This is a genomic window from Methylorubrum sp. POS3 (genome assembly GCF_043352485.1).
Classification (GTDB): Bacteria; Pseudomonadota; Alphaproteobacteria; order Rhizobiales; family Beijerinckiaceae; genus Methylobacterium; species Methylobacterium suomiense.
Window position 1 is genome coordinate 843,882 of sequence record NZ_JAPRBT010000001.1, and the last position, 17,746, is coordinate 861,627.

At 67.4% G+C, this 17,746-nt stretch carries 15 protein-coding genes; 7 read left to right on the top strand and 8 right to left on the bottom strand.

From position 1 onward, the window contains the following. The first annotated feature begins 128 nt into the window (after positions 1 to 128). Entirely contained in the window at positions 129 to 1,394 is a 1,266-nt protein-coding gene (locus OWC43_RS04070) for an adenylate/guanylate cyclase domain-containing protein (protein ID WP_238308232.1), read from the top strand. Between the two features lie 100 nt (positions 1,395 to 1,494). Here the strand turns inward: OWC43_RS04070 and OWC43_RS04075 are convergent, their stop codons facing one another. Continuing rightward, on the bottom strand, positions 1,495 to 3,831 hold the full coding sequence (locus OWC43_RS04075; protein ID WP_393955795.1) for a glycogen debranching N-terminal domain-containing protein: 2,337 nt from the start codon (positions 3,829 to 3,831) through the stop codon (positions 1,495 to 1,497). 175 nt (positions 3,832 to 4,006) lie between these two features. Next, on the bottom strand, positions 4,007 to 5,140 hold the full coding sequence (locus OWC43_RS04080; RefSeq protein WP_137828477.1) for a glycosyltransferase family 4 protein: 1,134 nt from the start codon (positions 5,138 to 5,140) through the stop codon (positions 4,007 to 4,009). Positions 5,141 to 5,519: 379 nt separating this feature from the next. Here OWC43_RS04080 and rpmI point away from each other — a divergent pair, with 379 nt between their 5' ends. The 5 genes from rpmI to OWC43_RS04105 all read left to right on the top strand — a co-directional run bounded on the left by rpmI (position 5,520) and on the right by OWC43_RS04105 (position 10,818). Beyond that, positions 5,520 to 5,723 carry a 50S ribosomal protein L35 gene (gene rpmI, locus OWC43_RS04085; protein ID WP_056244427.1) on the top strand — a complete coding sequence of 68 codons (204 nt, stop codon included), beginning with the start codon at positions 5,520 to 5,522 and terminating at the stop codon, positions 5,721 to 5,723. Positions 5,724 to 5,772: 49 nt separating this feature from the next. After that, positions 5,773 to 6,138, top strand: coding sequence for a 50S ribosomal protein L20 (rplT, locus tag OWC43_RS04090; RefSeq protein WP_137828480.1), 366 nt, complete (start codon positions 5,773 to 5,775; stop codon positions 6,136 to 6,138). Between the two features lie 210 nt (positions 6,139 to 6,348). After that, positions 6,349 to 7,428: a phenylalanine--tRNA ligase subunit alpha gene (pheS, locus tag OWC43_RS04095; protein WP_393955796.1), complete on the top strand. Its 1,080-nt coding sequence runs from the start codon at positions 6,349 to 6,351 to the stop codon at positions 7,426 to 7,428. Between the two features lie 63 nt (positions 7,429 to 7,491). Then, positions 7,492 to 9,915, top strand: a complete 2,424-nt coding sequence (gene pheT, locus OWC43_RS04100; RefSeq protein WP_393955797.1) for a phenylalanine--tRNA ligase subunit beta — start codon at positions 7,492 to 7,494, stop codon at positions 9,913 to 9,915. A gap of 15 nt (positions 9,916 to 9,930) precedes the next feature. Continuing rightward, entirely contained in the window at positions 9,931 to 10,818 is an 888-nt protein-coding gene (locus tag OWC43_RS04105; RefSeq protein WP_393955798.1) for a DUF1186 domain-containing protein, read from the top strand. Here the strand turns inward: OWC43_RS04105 and OWC43_RS04110 are convergent. Next, positions 10,754 to 11,584, bottom strand: coding sequence for a HesA/MoeB/ThiF family protein (locus tag OWC43_RS04110; RefSeq protein ID WP_393955799.1), 831 nt, complete (start codon positions 11,582 to 11,584; stop codon positions 10,754 to 10,756). The two genes, OWC43_RS04105 and OWC43_RS04110, sit on opposite strands and share 65 nt — an antisense overlap. A gap of 203 nt (positions 11,585 to 11,787) precedes the next feature. On the opposite strand from OWC43_RS04110, the gene dapE reads away from it, so the two are divergent. Beyond that, positions 11,788 to 12,951: a succinyl-diaminopimelate desuccinylase gene (gene dapE, locus OWC43_RS04115; protein ID WP_393958486.1), complete on the top strand. Its 1,164-nt coding sequence runs from the start codon at positions 11,788 to 11,790 to the stop codon at positions 12,949 to 12,951. On the opposite strand, the gene truA is transcribed toward dapE, so the two are convergent. The 5 genes from truA to recR form a co-directional block, all read right to left on the bottom strand. Next, entirely contained in the window at positions 12,936 to 13,694 is a 759-nt protein-coding gene (truA, locus tag OWC43_RS04120) for a tRNA pseudouridine(38-40) synthase TruA (RefSeq protein WP_393955800.1), read from the bottom strand. The genes dapE and truA overlap by 16 nt on opposite strands. Before the next feature lie 87 nt (positions 13,695 to 13,781). Further along, positions 13,782 to 14,711, bottom strand: a complete 930-nt coding sequence (gene fmt, locus OWC43_RS04125; protein ID WP_393955801.1) for a methionyl-tRNA formyltransferase — start codon at positions 14,709 to 14,711, stop codon at positions 13,782 to 13,784. A gap of 11 nt (positions 14,712 to 14,722) precedes the next feature. Beyond that, positions 14,723 to 15,238 (bottom strand): peptide deformylase, encoded by a 516-nt coding sequence (locus OWC43_RS04130; protein WP_137828487.1) that lies wholly within the window; start codon positions 15,236 to 15,238, stop codon positions 14,723 to 14,725. A gap of 161 nt (positions 15,239 to 15,399) precedes the next feature. Then, on the bottom strand, positions 15,400 to 16,686 hold the full coding sequence (locus OWC43_RS04135; protein WP_393955802.1) for a glycosyltransferase family 87 protein: 1,287 nt from the start codon (positions 16,684 to 16,686) through the stop codon (positions 15,400 to 15,402). Positions 16,687 to 16,831: 145 nt separating this feature from the next. Continuing rightward, the gene (gene recR, locus OWC43_RS04140) at positions 16,832 to 17,437 is read right to left on the bottom strand and encodes a recombination mediator RecR (protein ID WP_137828488.1); all 606 of its coding nucleotides are present in this window, start codon (positions 17,435 to 17,437) and stop codon (positions 16,832 to 16,834) included. Between the last annotated feature and the right edge of the window lie 309 nt (positions 17,438 to 17,746).

Genomic DNA, 17,746 nt, shown 5'->3' on the forward strand with positions numbered 1-17,746 from the left:
ACTGACCGAGACGCGGAGATCCGGTGACAGCCGCGCTGGCACCGAAATCGCGTTGCAACCTCAACCATGACCTCCACCATGAGCTGGGCAAGCCTTGCTTTGACCGGCGAAGTGACCACTTTCGGCGGATGCTCGACGAGGACGCCCCGAGACCTGCCCCGACCGCCCTCGCTGACGGGTCGGAAGCCGAGGACGTGCCTTTCGGCGCGCTCCAGTCCTGTGTCGGCATCCGCGACTGGCTCCTGGGCGAGGGTGCCCGGCTTCCGAAGGCCGACGACCTGCTGTCCGGCCTGGCGCAGCGCCTCGACGAGATCGGCGTGCCGATCGATCGGGCGACGACCGCCATCGACACGCTGCACTCGGAATATTCCGGCGTCGGCCGCCGCTGGACCCGTGAGGAGGGATCGAGCGTTCGCCTGTTCCCGCACGGCGAGGCCTCGGAGCGGGCCTATCGCGAGAGCCCGTTCTACACGGTGCACCAATCGGGCGAATGGCTCGTACTCGATTTGGCCCGAACGCCCGACACCGCCTACGCCGTCATCCCCGAGCTGAAGGCTGCCGGCTACACCCATTACATCGTGGCGCCGCTGATCTTCACCAACGGCACGCGCAACGGCATCACCTTCGCGACGCGTGCGGCGAGCGGCTTCCGCGACGAGGACATCGCGATCTTGCGCTTCGTCATGCCGACGCTGGCCGCCGTGATGGAGATGCGGCTCCTCAACAAGCAGCTCGATACGGTGCTGCGCATCTATGTCGGCGACGAACCCCACCGGGCGATCCTGTCGGGCGACATTCGCCGCGGGCAGGTGCGGCGCATCCGCTCGGCCATCCTGTTCGCCGACATGCGCGACTACACGCGCCTGTCCGCCGACCTGACGCCCGAGGGCGCGGTGGATCTCCTCAACGCCTTCTTCGACTGCCTCGTCCCGCCGATCGAGCGCGAGGGCGGCGAGGTGCTGAAATATCTCGGCGACGGCCTTCTCGCGATCTTCCGCGAGTCCGGGGACGATATGGGCAGTGCCGCGAAGGGGGCGCTCACCGCCGCGCAATCGGCGCTCGCGGCGCTCACCGAGGCCAACGCCGTCGGTCGCTTCTCCGGCAAGGTGGTCGATGCCGGCATCGCCCTCCATCATGGCGAGGCGGCCTATGGCAATGTCGGCTCCGGCACCCGGCTCGATTTCACCGTGATCGGCCGCGACGTGAATCTTGCGAGCCGCTTGGCACGGCTGAACCGCGTGCTCCAAGAGCCGCTGCTGATGTCGAAGCCCTTCGTCGATTTCCTCTGGGGCGACCCCGAGCCGCTGGGCAGCCACCCGCTCGACGGATTCCCCGAGCCGATGGCGGTGTTCCGGCCCGAGAGGAAATCGAAGCCGCTGGCGAAGGCAGGCTGAGGCCGCCTCCAAAGCCTATCGGGGTCGGCCCGGCCTCGCTACGGCCAGCGGAAGGCACTGCCTCGCGCCGAACGGAGCGAGGCAGTGCGTCTTCGGCGCCTTATTTCAACATCGAGATTTGCACGTCCCCGACCCGGCGCGTCACCGCCACCGTGACGTCGTGCCCGTGACGGTGCAGGCGGATATCGGCCCGCGAAGCGCCGAGCTTGAGGTTGTACAGCTCCACCGCCTCAAGGAACTTCGGCAGAACCGGGTTGCGGAAACGGATGCGGTTGCGGGCGTGATCGAGTTCCAATCCCAGACTTGCCGCGAGGAACGCGAACGGAGCGGCGGCGGCCCAGGCCTGGGGTGAACAGGCGACCGGGTAGCTCACGGGGCCGCGCTGGCGCCGCCGCATGAAGCCGCAGAACAGCTCCGGCAGGCGCTTCTGGTCGTAGTAGAGGCTGGTGTCGAACATGCCTTCGAACACCCGCGCGGCCTCGTCCTTGAGGCCGTAGCGGGCCAGACCCATGGCACAGATCGCGTTGTCGTGCGGCCAGATCGAGCCGTTGTGGTACGACATCGGATTGTAGCGCGCCTCGCCCTTGGCGACGGTGCGAATGCCCCAGCCGTTGAACCCGTCATTCGACAGGAGCTGCGCCGCCACCTGCGCCGCCCGCTCCGGCAAGGCGATGCCGGTGAACAGGGCGTGGCCGGTGTTCGACGAGCGCACCGCGCAGGGACGCTTGGCGCCGTCGAGCGCGAGGGCATAGGTGCCGATCTCCTCGCACCAGAATGCCTCATCGAACTTCTTCTGGATCTTCTCCGCATCCGCCGTGAGGCTTGCCGCGAGATCGTCCTCGCCGAGCAGGCGCGCGAGCTTCGCCGCGCCCTGCTTAGCCGCGAAGACGTAGCCCTGCACCTCGCACAGAGCGATCGGGCCCTTGGCCATGGCGCCGTCGGAATGGAAGATCGAATCGTGGCTGTCCTTCCAGCCCTGATTGGCCAGCCCCTGCTCGGTCTCGCGGGCATATTCGACGAAACCGTCGCCGTCCCGGTCGCCGTACTGATCGATCCAGGCAAGCGCCAGTTTGAGCTGCGGCCAGATCGAGCGGATCGTGTCCAGATCGCCCGTCACCTCGTGGTACTGGGCGGCCAGCATCACGAAGAGGGGCGTGCCGTCGATGGTGCCGTAATAGTGGCGGAACGGCACCTCGCCGAGCATCGCCATCTCGCCGCGGCGGGTCTCGTGCAGCACCTTGCCGGGCTGAGCATCCGCGGCCGGGTCGACCTCCTTGGCCTGGGTCGCCGCGAGGAAGCGCAGAACGCCCTTGCCGAAATTGGGGTCGATCCAGAGCGCCATCATCGCGGTGATGATCCCGTCGCGCCCGAACACGGTCGAGTACCAGGGGATGCCGGCGAACGGGTAGACGCCCTCCTGGGTTCGGGTCGCCAGCATGTAGAGGTCGGCGGTGGCCCGGCAGAGCCCCTCATTGAACTGGTCGTTCGAGGAGATGATCGTGGTGATGCCGGCGGTGAGCTCGCGCAGATCCCGGCGATTGTCGCGATAGGCACGGGCGAAGATGCGGCCCTCGCTCAGGGAGCGGTCCGGCCGGTCGGCAAGGCTGCCCGCCGCGCGCGAAAGAGCGGCGGCGGCAGCCTCACCGGCCTTCTCGGGGCCCGGGGCCTTGGTGAAGGCCCGGTGCGACTCGAAGGCGATGCGGATGAACAGCGAGGTATGGGCACCGGGGGCCAGCTCGACCAGGAATTCGGCCTTGCCCGGCTCCAGCAGGTGCGGCTTCGGCCCCAGATGCACCGAGGTGGTGCGCACGATGTCGTCGAGCCCCGCGTAGCGGAACTGCACCTCGGTGTCCGAGCGCCGCTCGACCGTGCGCTTGCCGCGGTTCACGCGATCGGAACCGCGCACCTCGAACAGATCGCGGAAATCGGCGTCGAAGGTCACGCCGATCCGAAGCTTGCGACGCCGCGTGTCGTAGTTGCGCAGTCCGATCCGGTCGTAGCAGGTGCCCTTGAACAGGAACTTGGTCCGCTCCAGCGCGATCAGCTCCCGGGGGATCGCGGTCTCATCGCCCGCATCCAAGCGGATGTCCGGCGTGGTGAGATCGACCGAGAGCGCGCCGTTGTCGTCCTGCATGGCCGAGGACAGCATCATCGGCCGCTCGTCCTCGACCGTCAGGGCGAGGCGGGAGAGATAGCGCGTGTCCTGGAAATACAGGCCGTCGGCGCCGGGATACCAGCCGATATCGCCGTAGCTGTCGAGAACGGCGAAAGCCTCGCCGTATTTCAGCGAGCGCAAGGGGCGCTCGACGAGCGAGGCCTGGGCCTCGATGTGGTATTGCGGCAGGGCCTCGTCCGCGTCCTGGAACCCTGCCTTCGCCGCCTGTCTGGTCTCGTCCTCGGCGTGCCGGGCCTTTGCCGCGTCGTCCTGTGCCGCCATGCGAAGCGCCTCCTGCCGATGATCCGTGCGAGCCGGGTCCGATCCCTCGCAAGGTCCGGACCTTCGAATCGAAAGCCGCCGGTCGTGTGTCACGACCGGCGGCGCGGTGAGGATCGTTCAGTTAGGCGCCGCGCCGCCTCCGGCGAGGGGGCTACGACGGGTTTCGTGCGGCGGTTTAGGCTGGCATCGCGGCGATGTGGAGCGGCGCGCCGGCCTTGCCGTTGAGTTCGCCGTACTGGGGCGAGAAGGCGCCCGCCGCCGGCATCTTGATGAGGTTTCCCTGGCCGGCAAGGAGCTGCTCGTAGGCCGAGACATACTTGCGGACCATCACCTCGGCGGTGAAACGGCCCTCGAAATGGGCACGGACGCCGGTGCGGGGCAGATCGCGTACCTTGCGGCACGCCTCGATCGCCTCATCCATCGAGTTGACGATGTAGCCCGACACGCCGTCCTTGATGACTTCGGGGACCGAACCGTTGCCGAAGGCGATCACCGGCGTGCCGGCCGACATCGCCTCGATCATCACGAGACCGAAGGGCTCCGGCCAATCGATCGGGAAGGCGAGCGCCAGGGCGTTGCCGAGGAAGTCCTTCTTCTGCTCCTCGTTGATCTCGCCGATATACTCCACCAGCGGGTGGTGGATCATCGGCTCGATCTTCTCGTCCCAGTAATCCTGATCGGCCTTGTCGACCTTCGCGGCGATCTTCAGCGGCGTACCGGAGCGGATCGCCATCTCGATCGCGCGGTCGGGGCGCTTCTCGGGCGAGATGCGGCCGAGGAAGGCGAGGTAGCCGCCCTTGGCCTCCGGGTAAAACGGGCAGTTCTCCTTGGGCAGGCCGTGATGGATCGTGGCCAGCCAGTTCGAATTCTCCGGCATCGGCTCGCGCTGGTTGTCCGAGATCGAGACCAGAGGCATCCCGGTGAACGTGTTGTAGACCGGCATAAAATCCGGCACGTCCAGGCGACCATGCATGGTCGTCAGACACTTGTGGTAAAGATCTTCAAACATCGGATACTGCAGAAGGTCGATGTGGAAGTGGATCACATCGAATTCGTGCGCGCGGCGATGGACGTGATGCAGCATCGCGAGGTGGCCCGCGGTGTGATCGCGGTAGCCGAGAAGGCGCAGGCCCTCCGGATGACAGGCTGCAAGCTTGGCCGAAGTCTGGGAATCGCCGCTCGCGAACAGTGTCACATCGTGTCCCTGACGGACCAGCTCTTCCGTGATCCACGAAACGACGCGCTCGGTGCCGCCATAGAACTTCGGGGGAACAGCTTCCGCGAGAGGAGCAACCTGGGCAATGCGCACGAAGACGTCTCCTGTGACCGAATAAGGATGTTGGAGAGACTATTGAACGACGCGGTCTGAGCGGGACATGAACGAAACCGACGGCCAAGGTTTATGGTTCCGCACCGCCCCTGGCGCGATGGGGAATCTTTGCAAGCCCACCGAATGCAGGCTTTCCACAGTCTTCGTGGGTGCGCGTGTGGGGAGGCTTGACGGCGCGAGGATGTGGTCGAGCCATGCGATTTCGGTCGATTGAAACCCGCGGATGTTTCTGCCATAAGCCGCCCGCGTCGAACCGCCCGGCCGATAGGGCTGCCGTGGCGGTTCCCGTTGCTCCAGCAGCATCACAGCGCAAGGCACCGGCTCTCCGGCCGGCCCGCCGTTGCGTCAGGAGAGCCAAATGCCCAAGCTGAAGACCAAGTCGGGCGCCAAGAAGCGCTTCAAGATCACCGGCACCGGCAAGGTGATGTACGCCCAGGCCGGCAAGCGCCACGGGATGATCAAGCGGACCACGAAGCAGATCCGCAACCTGCGCGGCACCACGACCCTGTTCGAGGGCGATGCCGCCAACGTGAAGAAGTATTTTCTGCCGAACCAGCGCTGATACTTCGTCCCAAGCGAACCTGCTTTTCTAAAATCCGAGGAGATCTCCCATGGCCCGCGTCAAGCGCGGCGTGACCAGTCACGCGAAGCACAAGAAAGTTCTGAAGGCCGCCAAGGGCTATTACGGCCGGCGCAAGAACACGATCCGCATCGCCAAGCAGGCGGTGGAGAAGGGTCTGCAGTACGCCTACCGCGACCGGAAGAACAAGAAGCGCACCTTCCGCGCCCTCTGGATCCAGCGTCTCAACGCGGCGGTCCGCGAGCATGGCCTGACCTATTCCCGCTTCATCGACGGGCTGGCGAAGTCGGGCATCGAGGTGGACCGCAAGGCCCTCTCCGAACTCGCCATCCACGAGCCGGCGAGCTTCGCCGCCGTCGTCGAGAAGGCGAAGTCGGCCCTGCCCAAGGCCGCCTGATCCGCGTACCGCCCCCGGGCGGAGCGCGACCCTTCATCAAGGCGCGGCGCTTCATCGAGCGCCGCGCCTTTTCGTTTCCGGACGGGCCCGGCCCGTTCTGCCCGCCCGGGGCCTCCTCGCGATTTGCACGGATGCGAACGTTTGCGCGCTTGCAGGACGGCAAACGACGCGCGCAAAAGGCAGCCCGCGACGACCGGCTAAGGACAGACCATGGATCTCGACGCTCTCGAACGCGACCTCCTCGGCCAGGTCGAGCAGGCCGGTGACGAGGCCGCCCTCGAAACCCTGCGCGTCGCCGCCCTCGGGAAGAAGGGCAGCGTGTCCGAGCTTCTGAAGACGCTGGGCGCGATGACGCCGGAGGAGCGCAAGGAGCGCGGTCCCCTCATCAACGGTCTGCGCGACCGGGTGCAGGGCGCGATCCTGGCCAAGCGCGAGGCTCTGGTCGAGGCCGCCCTCGACGCGCGGCTGGCCGCCGAGCGCATCGACGTGACGCTGCCCCTGCGCGAGGCGCCGGAGATCCGCGGTCGCATCCACCCGATCAGCCAAGTGATCGAGGAGATCACCGCGATCTTCGCCGATCTCGGTTTCTCCGTGGCGGAAGGTCCCGATATCGAGACCGACGAGTTGAACTTCACCGCGCTCAACTTCCCCGAGGGCCATCCGGCCCGCGAGATGCACGACACGTTCTTCCTGGCGCCCGATCATCTGGGACGGCGCAAGCTTCTGCGCACCCACACCTCGCCGGTGCAGGTGCGGACCATGCGGGCCAAGCAGCCGCCGATCCGCGTGATCATGCCCGGCCGGACCTATCGGCACGATTCCGATCAGACCCACACGCCGATGTTCCATCAGGTCGAAGGGCTGGTCATCGACCGCTCGGCCAACATCGCCAACCTGAAATGGGTGCTGGAATCGTTCTGCCGTGCCTTCTTCGAGGTCGACAGCGTGACGATGCGCTTCCGGCCCTCGTTCTTCCCCTTCACCGAGCCGTCGGCGGAGGTCGACATCCAGTGCTCGCGCAAGGGCGGTGAGCTGCGCTTCGGCGAGGGCACCGACTGGCTGGAAGTGCTGGGCTGCGGGATGGTGCATCCCAACGTGCTGCGGAACGGCGGCCTCGACCCGGATCAGGTCCAGGGTTTCGCCTTCGGCATGGGCATCGACCGCCTCGCCATGCTCAAATACGGCATGCCGGACCTGCGCCCGTTCTTCGAGGCGGATGTGCGCTGGCTCGACCATTACGGCTTCCGGCCGATCGACGTGCCGAGCCTGGTCGGCGGGCTGACGGCCTGACCCTGTCGCAACGATTGTGGATTCCGGCTCGGTTCGCCCCGGCGGCCGCGAGGATGTTCTGAGATGAAATTCACCCTCTCCTGGCTCAAGGACCACCTCGACACCGAGGCTTCGCTCGACGCGATCAGCGAGACGCTCACGCGGATCGGGCTGGAGGTCGAGGGGATCGAGGACAAGGCCGCCGCCCTCAGGCCCTACGTGATCGCGCGGGTGATCTCCGCCGAGCAGCACCCCAACGCCGATCGCCTGCGCGTCTGCCAGGTCGATGCGGGCGACGGGCAGCCGCTGCAGGTGGTGTGCGGGGCGCCGAACGCGCGCACCGGCATGCTCTCGGTCTTCGCGCCTCCCGGCACCTACGTTCCCGGCAAGGACATCACGCTCTCGGTCGGCACGATCCGCGGCGTCGAGAGCCGCGGCATGCTCTGCTCAGGGGCGGAGCTCGGCCTCAGCGAGGATCACGACGGCATCCTGGATCTGCCGGTGGACGCGCCGGTGGGTACGCCCTACGCCGTCTGGGCCGGGCTCGACGACCCGGTCATCGAGATCAACCTCACGCCGAACCGCGCCGATTGCGCCTCGATCCACGGCATCGCCCGCGATCTCGCCGCCACCGGCATCGGCACCCTGAAACGCGAGCCGCTGCCGCCGGTGCGCGGGGAGGGCCCATGCCCGACCCAGGTTTCGCTCGCCTTCGACGCCCATGACAAGGGTTTGTGCCCGCTGTTCGGCTTGCGCCTCGTGCGCGGGGTCAAGAACGGTCCCTCGCCCGAATGGATGCAGAAGCGGTTGCGTGCCATCGGCCTGCGCCCGATCAACGCGCTCGTCGACATCACCAATTACCTCACCTTCGATCGCGGCCGGCCCCTGCACGTGTTCGACGCCAACAAGGTCGCGGGCGGCCTCGTGGTGCGCCGGGCCGAGGAGGGCGAGAGCCTCGTGGCTCTGGACGGCAAGACGTACCGCCTCGACGGCGACGTGATCGTCATCGCGGACGCGAACGGGGTCGAGTCGATCGGCGGCATCATGGGCGGTCAGGCCTCGGGCTGCGACGAGAACACCACCGACGTGCTCATCGAATCGGCCCTCTGGGACCCGCGCGCCATCGCCCGCACGGGCCGGCGCCTCGGCATCGTCACCGATGCCCGCTACCGCTTCGAACGCGGCGTCGATCCGGCCTTCACCCTTCCGGGGCTCGATCTCGCCACCCGCCTCGTCCTCGACCTCTGCGGCGGGACGCCGAGCCAGGCGAATGTCGTGGGCGATGTGCCCGAGCTCTCCCACGTCATCGATTTCCCCTGGACCGAGGTGCGGCGCCTCGCCGGCATCGAGCTGTCGCGGGCGGAGATGAAGGTCACGCTCGAAGCGCTCGGCTTCCACATCGCCGGCTCCGGTGACCGCGTGAAGGTGCTGCCGCCGTCCTGGCGGGCCGATGTCGAGGGCAAGGCCGATCTCGTCGAGGAGATCGTCCGGATCGCCGGGCTCGACCGGATCGAGCCGAAGCCGCTCGCCCGCGTCGAGACGGTGGCGAACGAGCCGATGCTGACGGTGCTGCAGCGGCGCACGCGCCTCGCCCGCCGGGCACTGGCCGGCCGGGGCTTGATGGAGGCGGTGACCTACTCCTTCATTGCCGCCGAGGATGCGCGGCTGTTCGGCGGCGGCGGGGCCGATCTGGCCCTGGCCAACCCGATCGCGGCCGACCTGTCCGACATGCGCCCGAGCCTCGTTCCGGGTCTGCTGCGCGCCGCGCAGCGCAATGCCGACCGGGGCTTCCCGGACGTGGCCCTGTTCGAGGTCGGGCAATGCTTCGCCAGCGACGAGCCGGAGGGGCAGAGCGTGCGCGCCGCCGGCATCCGCCGCGGCACCGCCCGTCACGGCGGGGCCGGACGTCACTGGTCCGGCGCCGCCGCGCCGGTCGACGTGTTCGAGGCCAAGGCCGATGCCCTCGCCCTCCTCGGCGCGCTGGGCGTGCCGACCGGCGGCCTCCAGGTCGTGGCCGGCGGACCCGCGTGGCTGCATCCCGGCCGCTCCGGTACATTGCAGTTCGGGCCCAAGACCGTCGTCGGCCATTTCGGTGAACTGCACCCGCGGCTTCTCAAGGCGATGGACCTCAAGGGCGCGCAGGTCGGCTTCGAGATCGTCCTCGACGCCCTGCCGCTGCCGCGCCATCGTCCGACGAAGGCCAAACCCGCCCTGGCGCTCTCCGGCCTGCAGGCGATCTCCCGCGACTTCGCCTTCGTGGTGGCGCGCGAGGTGACGGCTGCGGATATCCTGAAGGCCGCCCAGGGCGCCGATCGCAAATTGATCGCCGGCATCGACGTGTTCGACCTGTACGAGGGCGTCGGCATTCCGGATGGATCGAAGTCGGTCGCCGTCGCGGTCCGTCTTCAGCCTTCGGAACGGACCCTGACCGATGCGGAGATCGAGGCGGTCAGCGCCAAGATCGTCGCCGAGGTGGCCAAGAAGACCGGCGCGACGTTGCGCGCCTGATCGGGAGGGGCGGCCATGGATGCGGATCTCATCGCGGTCCTCACCGAGGAAGATCACCTCCCGACCGAGGCCCTGAGGCGGGCGATCGCCGATCCCGAGGCGATCGCCGAGCCGGTGCTCGCGCTTCTGGCCCGGGCGGGGGACGATGCCGACGCGATCGAGGACGAGGAGGCCAACCTCCTGTTCTGGGGGCTCCACGCCCTGGCCGCTTCCCGCGACACCCGGGTCTTCCCGCCGCTGATGCGGCTGCTGCGGCAGGACGGCGAGGCGGTCGAGGGGCTGCTCGGAGACGCCATCACCGCGACCCTGCCGAAGGTGATCGCCTCGACTTACGACGGGGATCTCACTGCCCTTGTCCCATTGAGTCTCGACAGCAGCGGCGACGCGTTCGTGCGCGGTTCGGTCCTGACCGCGCTGAGCTTCCTGACGCGTCAGGGACGGATTCCTCTGGAGGAAGCCCGCACCCTCTTGATGCGCTTCGACGAGGCGCGGGCCGATATCGAGGGGGGACCGGTCTGGAGCGCTTGGGAAGAGGCGATCGCCTATCTCGGGCTGACCGACCTCGCGCCACGGGTCGAGGCAGCGCGCCGCGACGGCCGCATCACGGACGAGTTCAGCGATCTCGCGTGGTTCCGGAAGGCGCTGCGGCAGGCCTCCGCCGAGCCGCCGGATCTGAGCCTCTTCGACACGCGCCAATACGGCTATCTCGACGATCCGGTCGAGGCCCTCGACTGGACCTCGGAAACCTACGGCCAGCCGGTCAAGAACCCCTACAAGGATGTCGGCCGCAACGATCCCTGTCCCTGCGGCTCGGGCAAGAAGTACAAGAAATGCTGCCTCAGCGCCCTTGAGGCGAAGGGGGAGACGCGTCCGGGTCCCTCACGGCTGCCGGGCCTGTCCTGACGCCGTTGAGCGGGTTGTCCGGATCCCAGGCATAGCCCAGCGTCTCGAACCGCATCGAGCGGGCATCGACCATCAGCAGACGCCCGACGAGGGGCTCGCCGAAGCCCGCCGCCGCCCGGATCACCTCCATCGCCATCAGCGAGCCCATCACACCGGCCAAGGCGCCGAGAACCCCGGCTTCGGCGCAGGGGGCGACCGTGCCGGGCGGCGGTGGATTCGGGAACAGGCAGCGATAGGTCGGGTTCGGCTCGCCCTCCGGGCTCGTCTCATGGGCGCGGATCGTGGTGAGCGAGCCGTCGAACGCCCCGAGCGCCGCCGTCACGAGAGGTTTCCCGGCGTGGAAGCAGGCGTCCGAGACGGCGTAGCGGGTGGCGAAATTGTCGGAGCCTTCGGCGACGAGGTCGTAGTCCGTCATCAGCGCTACGGCGTTCTCGGGCGTGATCCGGACCGGATGGGCGACCACGCGGACATGGGGGTTCAGCCGGGCGACCGCCTCCGCCGCGCTCTCCACCTTGAGCCGTCCCACGTCGGGCGTGCCATGGATGACCTGACGCTGCAGATTGGACAGCGAGACCGCGTCGTCGTCGACGATGCCGATCGTGCCGATGCCGGCGGCGGCGAGATACTGGATCAACGGGGCACCGAGCCCGCCCGCGCCGATCACCAGGACGCGGGCCGCCTTCAGCCGGGCCTGACCGGGCCCGCCGACCTCCCGCAGGACGATATGGCGGGCATAGCGTTCGATTTCGTCCGACGAGAGTGCCATGCCGGCCATGTAAGCCGGCGAGGGGCGGAGCGGAAGCGGCGGTTTTCGCGAGGCGCGGCGGCGTGCTAGCGCTGGCGGACGATGCGACGGTCGCCCTCCTCCCCAAGCCCCTTATCCTGAGGCTCTGCTTCGCTTCGCCCCTCAGGATGAGGGGGGATGGGTGGGTGGACGCGTTCGTCCGTCCCCGCGTTCACGGTGTCGCCTTGTCCGAAGCCTCTCCCCTCTCCCTCGCCCAATCCCTGATCCGCTGCCCCTCTGTCACCCCGGAGGAGGGCGGTGCGCTGTCCTTCCTCGATTGCGTGCTTGCCGAGGCAGGCTTCACGGTCGAGCGCCCGGTTTTCTCCGAGCCCGGCATGCCGGACATCGAGAATCTCTATGCCCGGATCGGCACCGACGGTCCCGTCCTGCTGTTCGCCGGCCATACCGACGTGGTGCCGCCGGGCGAGGTGACCGCCTGGACGCACAGCCCGTTCTCCGGTGAGGTCGCCGATGGCATCCTCTACGGGCGCGGCGCCGTCGACATGAAGGGCGGCATCGCCTGCCTGCTGGCGGCGACCCTCCGCTTCCTGGAGGCGCGGGGACCCGCGTTCGGCGGCTCCATCGCCTTCCTGATCACCGGTGACGAGGAAGGACCGGCGGTCAACGGTACCGTCAAGCTGCTGGATTGGGCGCGCGCACGCGGCGAGCGCTTCGATCATTGCCTGTTGGGCGAGCCGACCAATCCCGAGCGCTTGGGCGACATGATCAAGATCGGCCGGCGCGGCTCGCTCACCGGGCGCATCACCGTCCATGGGCGCCAGGGTCATGTCGCCTATCCGCACCGGGCCGAGAACCCGATACCGGGTCTCTTACGACTCGCCACCGCTCTGCTCGCCGCCCCGCTCGACGGGGGCACCGCTCATTTCGACGCGTCGAACCTGGAATTCACGACGATCGATGTCGGAAACCCCGCGACCAACGTGATCCCGGCGACGGCGCTCGCCGTGTTCAACGTGCGCTTCAACGATGACTGGACCGCCGAGACGCTCGGGACCGAGATCCGCCGTCGCCTGGACGAGGCGGCGGGCAACGCGGTCCGCTTCAGCCTCGATCTCCAGCCCTCGAACTCACCCGCCTTCCTGACCCGGCCCGACGCCTTCGTCGATCTGGTGGCCGATGCGGTCGAGGCCGAGACCGGCCGGCGCCCGGCCTTGTCGACCACCGGCGGCACCTCGGATGCCCGCTTCATCAAGGATGCCTGCCCGGTGATCGAGTTCGGCCTCGTGGGGCAGACCATGCACGCGGTCGATGAGCGGGTGGCGGTCGAGGACCTCGAACGGCTCACCGCGATCTACGGGCGCGTGCTCGAAGCTTACTTTTCCGCGTAATCGACGCCGACGAAGGTCAGACCGCCGGCCGGCGCCAGCGGGCCGCAGCGATGCTTGGCTTTCGTCGCCAGAATCTCCGCCACGTCGTCGGCGGAGAGGCGCTTGCACCCGGCCAGCATCAAGGTGCCGGTCATGGCGCGAACCTGATGATGCAGGAACGAGCGGGCCGAGGTCGCGATCACTATCTCCTCGAACAGGCCCATCCGCGTGCGCGTCACGTCGAGCTGTTCCAGGGTGCGCACCGGGCTGTTGGCCTGACATTCGGCGGCGCGGAAGGCGGAGAAGTCGTGGCGGCCGAGCAGACGCTGGGCGGCTTCCTGCATCAGGTCGGCGTCGAGGGGCCAAGGCACGTGCCAGACATGGCCCCGGGTGAGCGCCGCGGGGCTGCGTCGATTGAGAATGCGGTAGCGATAATGCCGCCGGATCGCCGAGTGGCGGGCATCGAAGTCCGGTCCGACGATCTCGGCCGTAATCACCGAAACCGGCTGCGGACGCAGATGGGCGTTCAGGGCATCGCGCACCGTATCCGTGCGCCACGCCTTCACCAGATCGAGATGAGCGACCTGATGGATCGCATGCACGCCCGCATCCGTGCGTCCGGCGCAGGTGAGGCGGACGGTTTCGCCGGAGAAGTGCGTCACGGCGTCTTCCAGGGCCGCCTGCACGGTCGCGTCTTCGGCCTGCCGCTGCCAGCCGCAGAACGGTGCGCCGTCATACTCGATGACGAGTTTGTAGCGGGGCATGTCAGGCCGTTTCCGCGTCGCGTCCGTCAACTCGGCGCGGGAGACGATCCGCCGAGCCACGGGGCGTCACAACAATGCGCTCGCGCTTCACGCGAGCGTCGCTCCGAGAGGAAGCCGCGCCCCGCGCAGGAATTCCTCGCCGCTCGCCGCTCCACCCTTGCCGGCCCGGCGCAGTTCGAGGAGGCGCACTGCACCGATCCCGCAGGCAATGGTACAGGCTGAATCAAGGAGCGTGCCCGGCTCACCCGAACCGTCGGTCTGCAGCGCTCGCAGCACCTTCACCCGTTCGACGCCCCTTCCTAGATCCACCTCGACATAGGCGCCCGGGAATGGCGAGAGTCCGTTGATGTGGCGCGCCACGTCCATGGCCGGCCGCGACCAGTCGATGCGCGCCTCTTCGTTGGTGATCTTGTGGGCGTAGACCACGCCCTCGGCGGCCTGCGGTGTGAAGGTGAGACCCTCCGCCTCGAGCCGAGCCAGTGCCCGCCCCATCAAATCGGCCCCCGCCGGCATCAGCGCATCGTGCAGTTCCCCGGCGGTCATGCCTTCGGTGATCGCCACGCGCACCTCCATCGCCACCGGGCCGGTATCGAGTCCGGCCTCCATGCGCATCACCCCGACCCCGCTCTCGGCATCGCCCGCCATCACCGCCCGCTGGATCGGCGCCGCGCCGCGCCAGCGCGGCAGCAGCGAGCCGTGCAGGTTGAGGCAGCCGTGGCGCGGCAGGTCGAGGATTCGTTGCGGAAGAAGCATGCCGTAGGCGACGACGACCGCCACATCGGCCTCGTGCCCGGCGAAGGTCGCGACCGCCTCCTCGGTCTTCAGGGTGCCGGGCGTCAGCACGGGGAGTCCCAGGGCTTCCGCGCGAGCATGGACGGGCGATGGACGCAGGGCCATGCCGCGCCCGGCCTTGGCCGGCGCGCGGGTATAGACCGCCGCGATCACGTGCCCGTCGGCATGGAGGCGCGCGAGGGTGGGCACGGCGAAATCCGGCGTACCCATGAAGACGACGCGCATCGTGTGAGGCCTTAGGCGGCGTCGCGCTTGGCGGCCTTGGTGAACTTCTTCAGCACCCGGTCGCGCTTGAGCTTCGACAGATGATCGATGAACAGGACGCCGTTGAGGTGGTCGATCTCGTGCTGGAGGCAGGTGGCGAGCAGGCCGTCGGCTTCCTGCTCCACAATCTGCCCATCGAGATTCATGTAGCGCACCCGCACCCGATCGGGCCGCTCGACCTCGCCGTAATAGTCCGGAATCGACAGGCAGCCCTCGTCGTAGACGCGCTTCTCCTCGGACGACCAGACGATCTCGGGATTGAGATAGACAGTCGGGTTCCGGGCCGTCTCGTCCTTCGACGCGTCGATTGTGACGACCCGCTTGAGCACGCCGATCTGCACCGCCGCGAGCCCGACGCCGGGCGCATCGTACATGGTCTCGACCATGTCCGCCGCGAGCGTGCGGATCTCATTCGTGATTTCGGTGACCGGCTCGGAAACCAGGCGAAGCTGCGCGTCGGGCAGGATGACGAGGGGACGGACGGTCATGGCTTCCGGGCTGGGATCGGCGCGAGGGCAAACGCGCCCGCTGTCAGGCGCTTCTGGACCCGGAAATAGGCAGAGCGGCAAAGACGGTCAAATGCGATCCCGAAGCAACGTCCCGGTGTCGGTGCTGCCAATCCACCGGGACGCTTTGGGCCGAATCTTCCTCAGGCGGCTTGAACGGGCGCCGATGCGCGTGTTTGGGGGGAGGGGGCGCCTGCGATGGCTCTCGCGGGTTCCCGCCGGAGAATGATCCAGATCAGAGCCAGCAGGGCGATCAGCATCGGGCCTGCCAGGGACAGACTGATCGGGGATGGCGGGTGCCATCCGGCCACACCACCGTTGAGCGTTTGGATGATGAAGCCGTAGGCGCTGCTGCCCCAGCCCAAACCGAACAGGAGCGCCTGTTCGTGGCGACGCGCCCGTTGGAGTAGATCGGGCAAGAGCAGAGCGAGGCCAATCCCGTAGATGGGCAGATCGTAATCGTAGGCATAGGGGCTCATCAGGAGTCCCGCCATGACGGCAATGCCGATGATCTGCCGTTGGGGCAGGCGCTTCCGAACCGCGAACAGGACGAATCCCAGGGCTGTGACGGCGACCGCGCTCTGCGCCAGAAGGGCCAACGTCGCCGGTACGCCGCTGCTGCGCAGCCAAGCGTAGACGGAGATCATCCGGTGGAGCGGATAATGGCCGGCCGCCAAATTGGCCGAGGCCTCGTTCGCCCCCCTCAAGAAGGCGCTCCAGATTGTCGGACCAAGTACGAGGGTCGCGATACCTGAGGCGAGCAGGGTGGTCCCAACTGCCGCGGCCAAGCAGGTCCAACGCCGCATCACCAGTGCACCGGCCGCGAGACCCACGGCCAGATGCGGCTTGATTACCATCAGGCCCAACGGCAGCCCCGCGCTGCCTCGCTGCTTCAACAATCCGAGGCAGGTGAGCCCGATCAGCGTGCCCGTCAGAAAGCCGTTCTGACCGCAGGCGATGGTGAGCATCAGGCTTGGGAACAGGGCGAGTATGACTGCCGGGAAAAGCAGACCGGAAATTCGTCGCAGCACCAGCAAAAATGCGATCAGCGTTGCGCCGATGAACAGCAGAAAGGCCAAGCCGATCGGCAGCGGCGCAAACAGGGCCATGACGAGGTTGAAGGGGGGCGGGTAGGCCCACGGGAGAAGCGCTTCCTGTCCGGTCAATTCCCGCATGACCCGCAAAAGATTCGGGAGATGGTAAGCGTCCGCAATGTCGCCCCTCCACACCATTTGACCCGCAATGTGGAGAACGTTGAAATCTGTAAGATCCAGGCGCGGAAGGAGACCGCTCAGACGGGCCGCCCATGTGAGGATCACTGCAACGACGGCGACGATGAAGGCCCGCGTCACGAACGGCGTGGCGAGCTTCTCGTGAAACATTTGCGAGTTGTGCAATACAATATCAGCTGAATCGGATGCGTCTTCCAAAGTTGGTCTCCCAGAACAGAAAATTTAATATTATTCTAGGTTTTGTCGCTATAATTATAATTGACACGATCGTCCTAAGGAAGAGTTATCCCTATCTCATCCTCGAATGTCGTTGATCGATCCCATATTTCGAGGCAGCCATCCCCTAAAACACCGTCCGGCTGCGGATCGCCGCCGTGAGGGTGCCTTCGTCGAGATAGTCCAGCTCCCCACCGACCGGCACGCCATGGGCGAGCCGGGTGATCGTGAGCCCGAGGGGCTTCAAGGATTCGGTGACGTAATGGGCCGTCGTCTGGCCGTCGACGGTCGCGTTGAGCGCGAGAATGATCTCCTTCACGCCCGGTTCGCTGGCCCTTTCGACGAGGCGGGCGATGGTGAGGTGCTCCGGGCGAACGCCGTCGAGCGCCGAGAGCACGCCGCCGAGCACGTGGTACCGCGCCTTCACCGCGCCGGACCGCTCCAGCGCCCAGAGGTCGGACACGTCCTCCACCACCACCAGGGTGGTCGGGTCGCGGCTGTGGTCGGCGCAGATCGTGCAGGGGTCGCGGGTGTCGACATTGCCGCAGGAACTGCACACCACGATCCGCTCGGCGGCGACACGCATGGCGTCGGCGAGCGGGGCCAGCAGCGTCTCGCGCTTCTTGATGAGTTGGAGCGCGGCCCGACGCGCCGAGCGGGGCCCGAGGCCCGGCATGCGCCCCAGAAGCTGGATCAGGCGCTCGATCTCCGGGCCGGCGACGGCTTGGGGCATGCGGGTCTTCAACAGATTCCGTGGATGGGGCGCAGGAACGCTGCCCTCACATAATCCCTGCCGGACGCTTTTGCCCATTCAGCGAAGCGACAGACTGACCTCGTCATTGATTGCCGAGAGCGTCAAAAAATATTGGATCCCTCCTAAAGTTTAGTTGACGCTTTGGCTGGGCATCGGCCCATTTGAACGGACGGGCCGGCGAACCGGCGTGCGACGGCCCTGAACGACCGCACGGACGGCCCAGGACGATGCCAATTCGGCGCAGGCTCTCCGGCCTCGCCTTCCGCGATCAGGGCCGCCTAGGGAGAC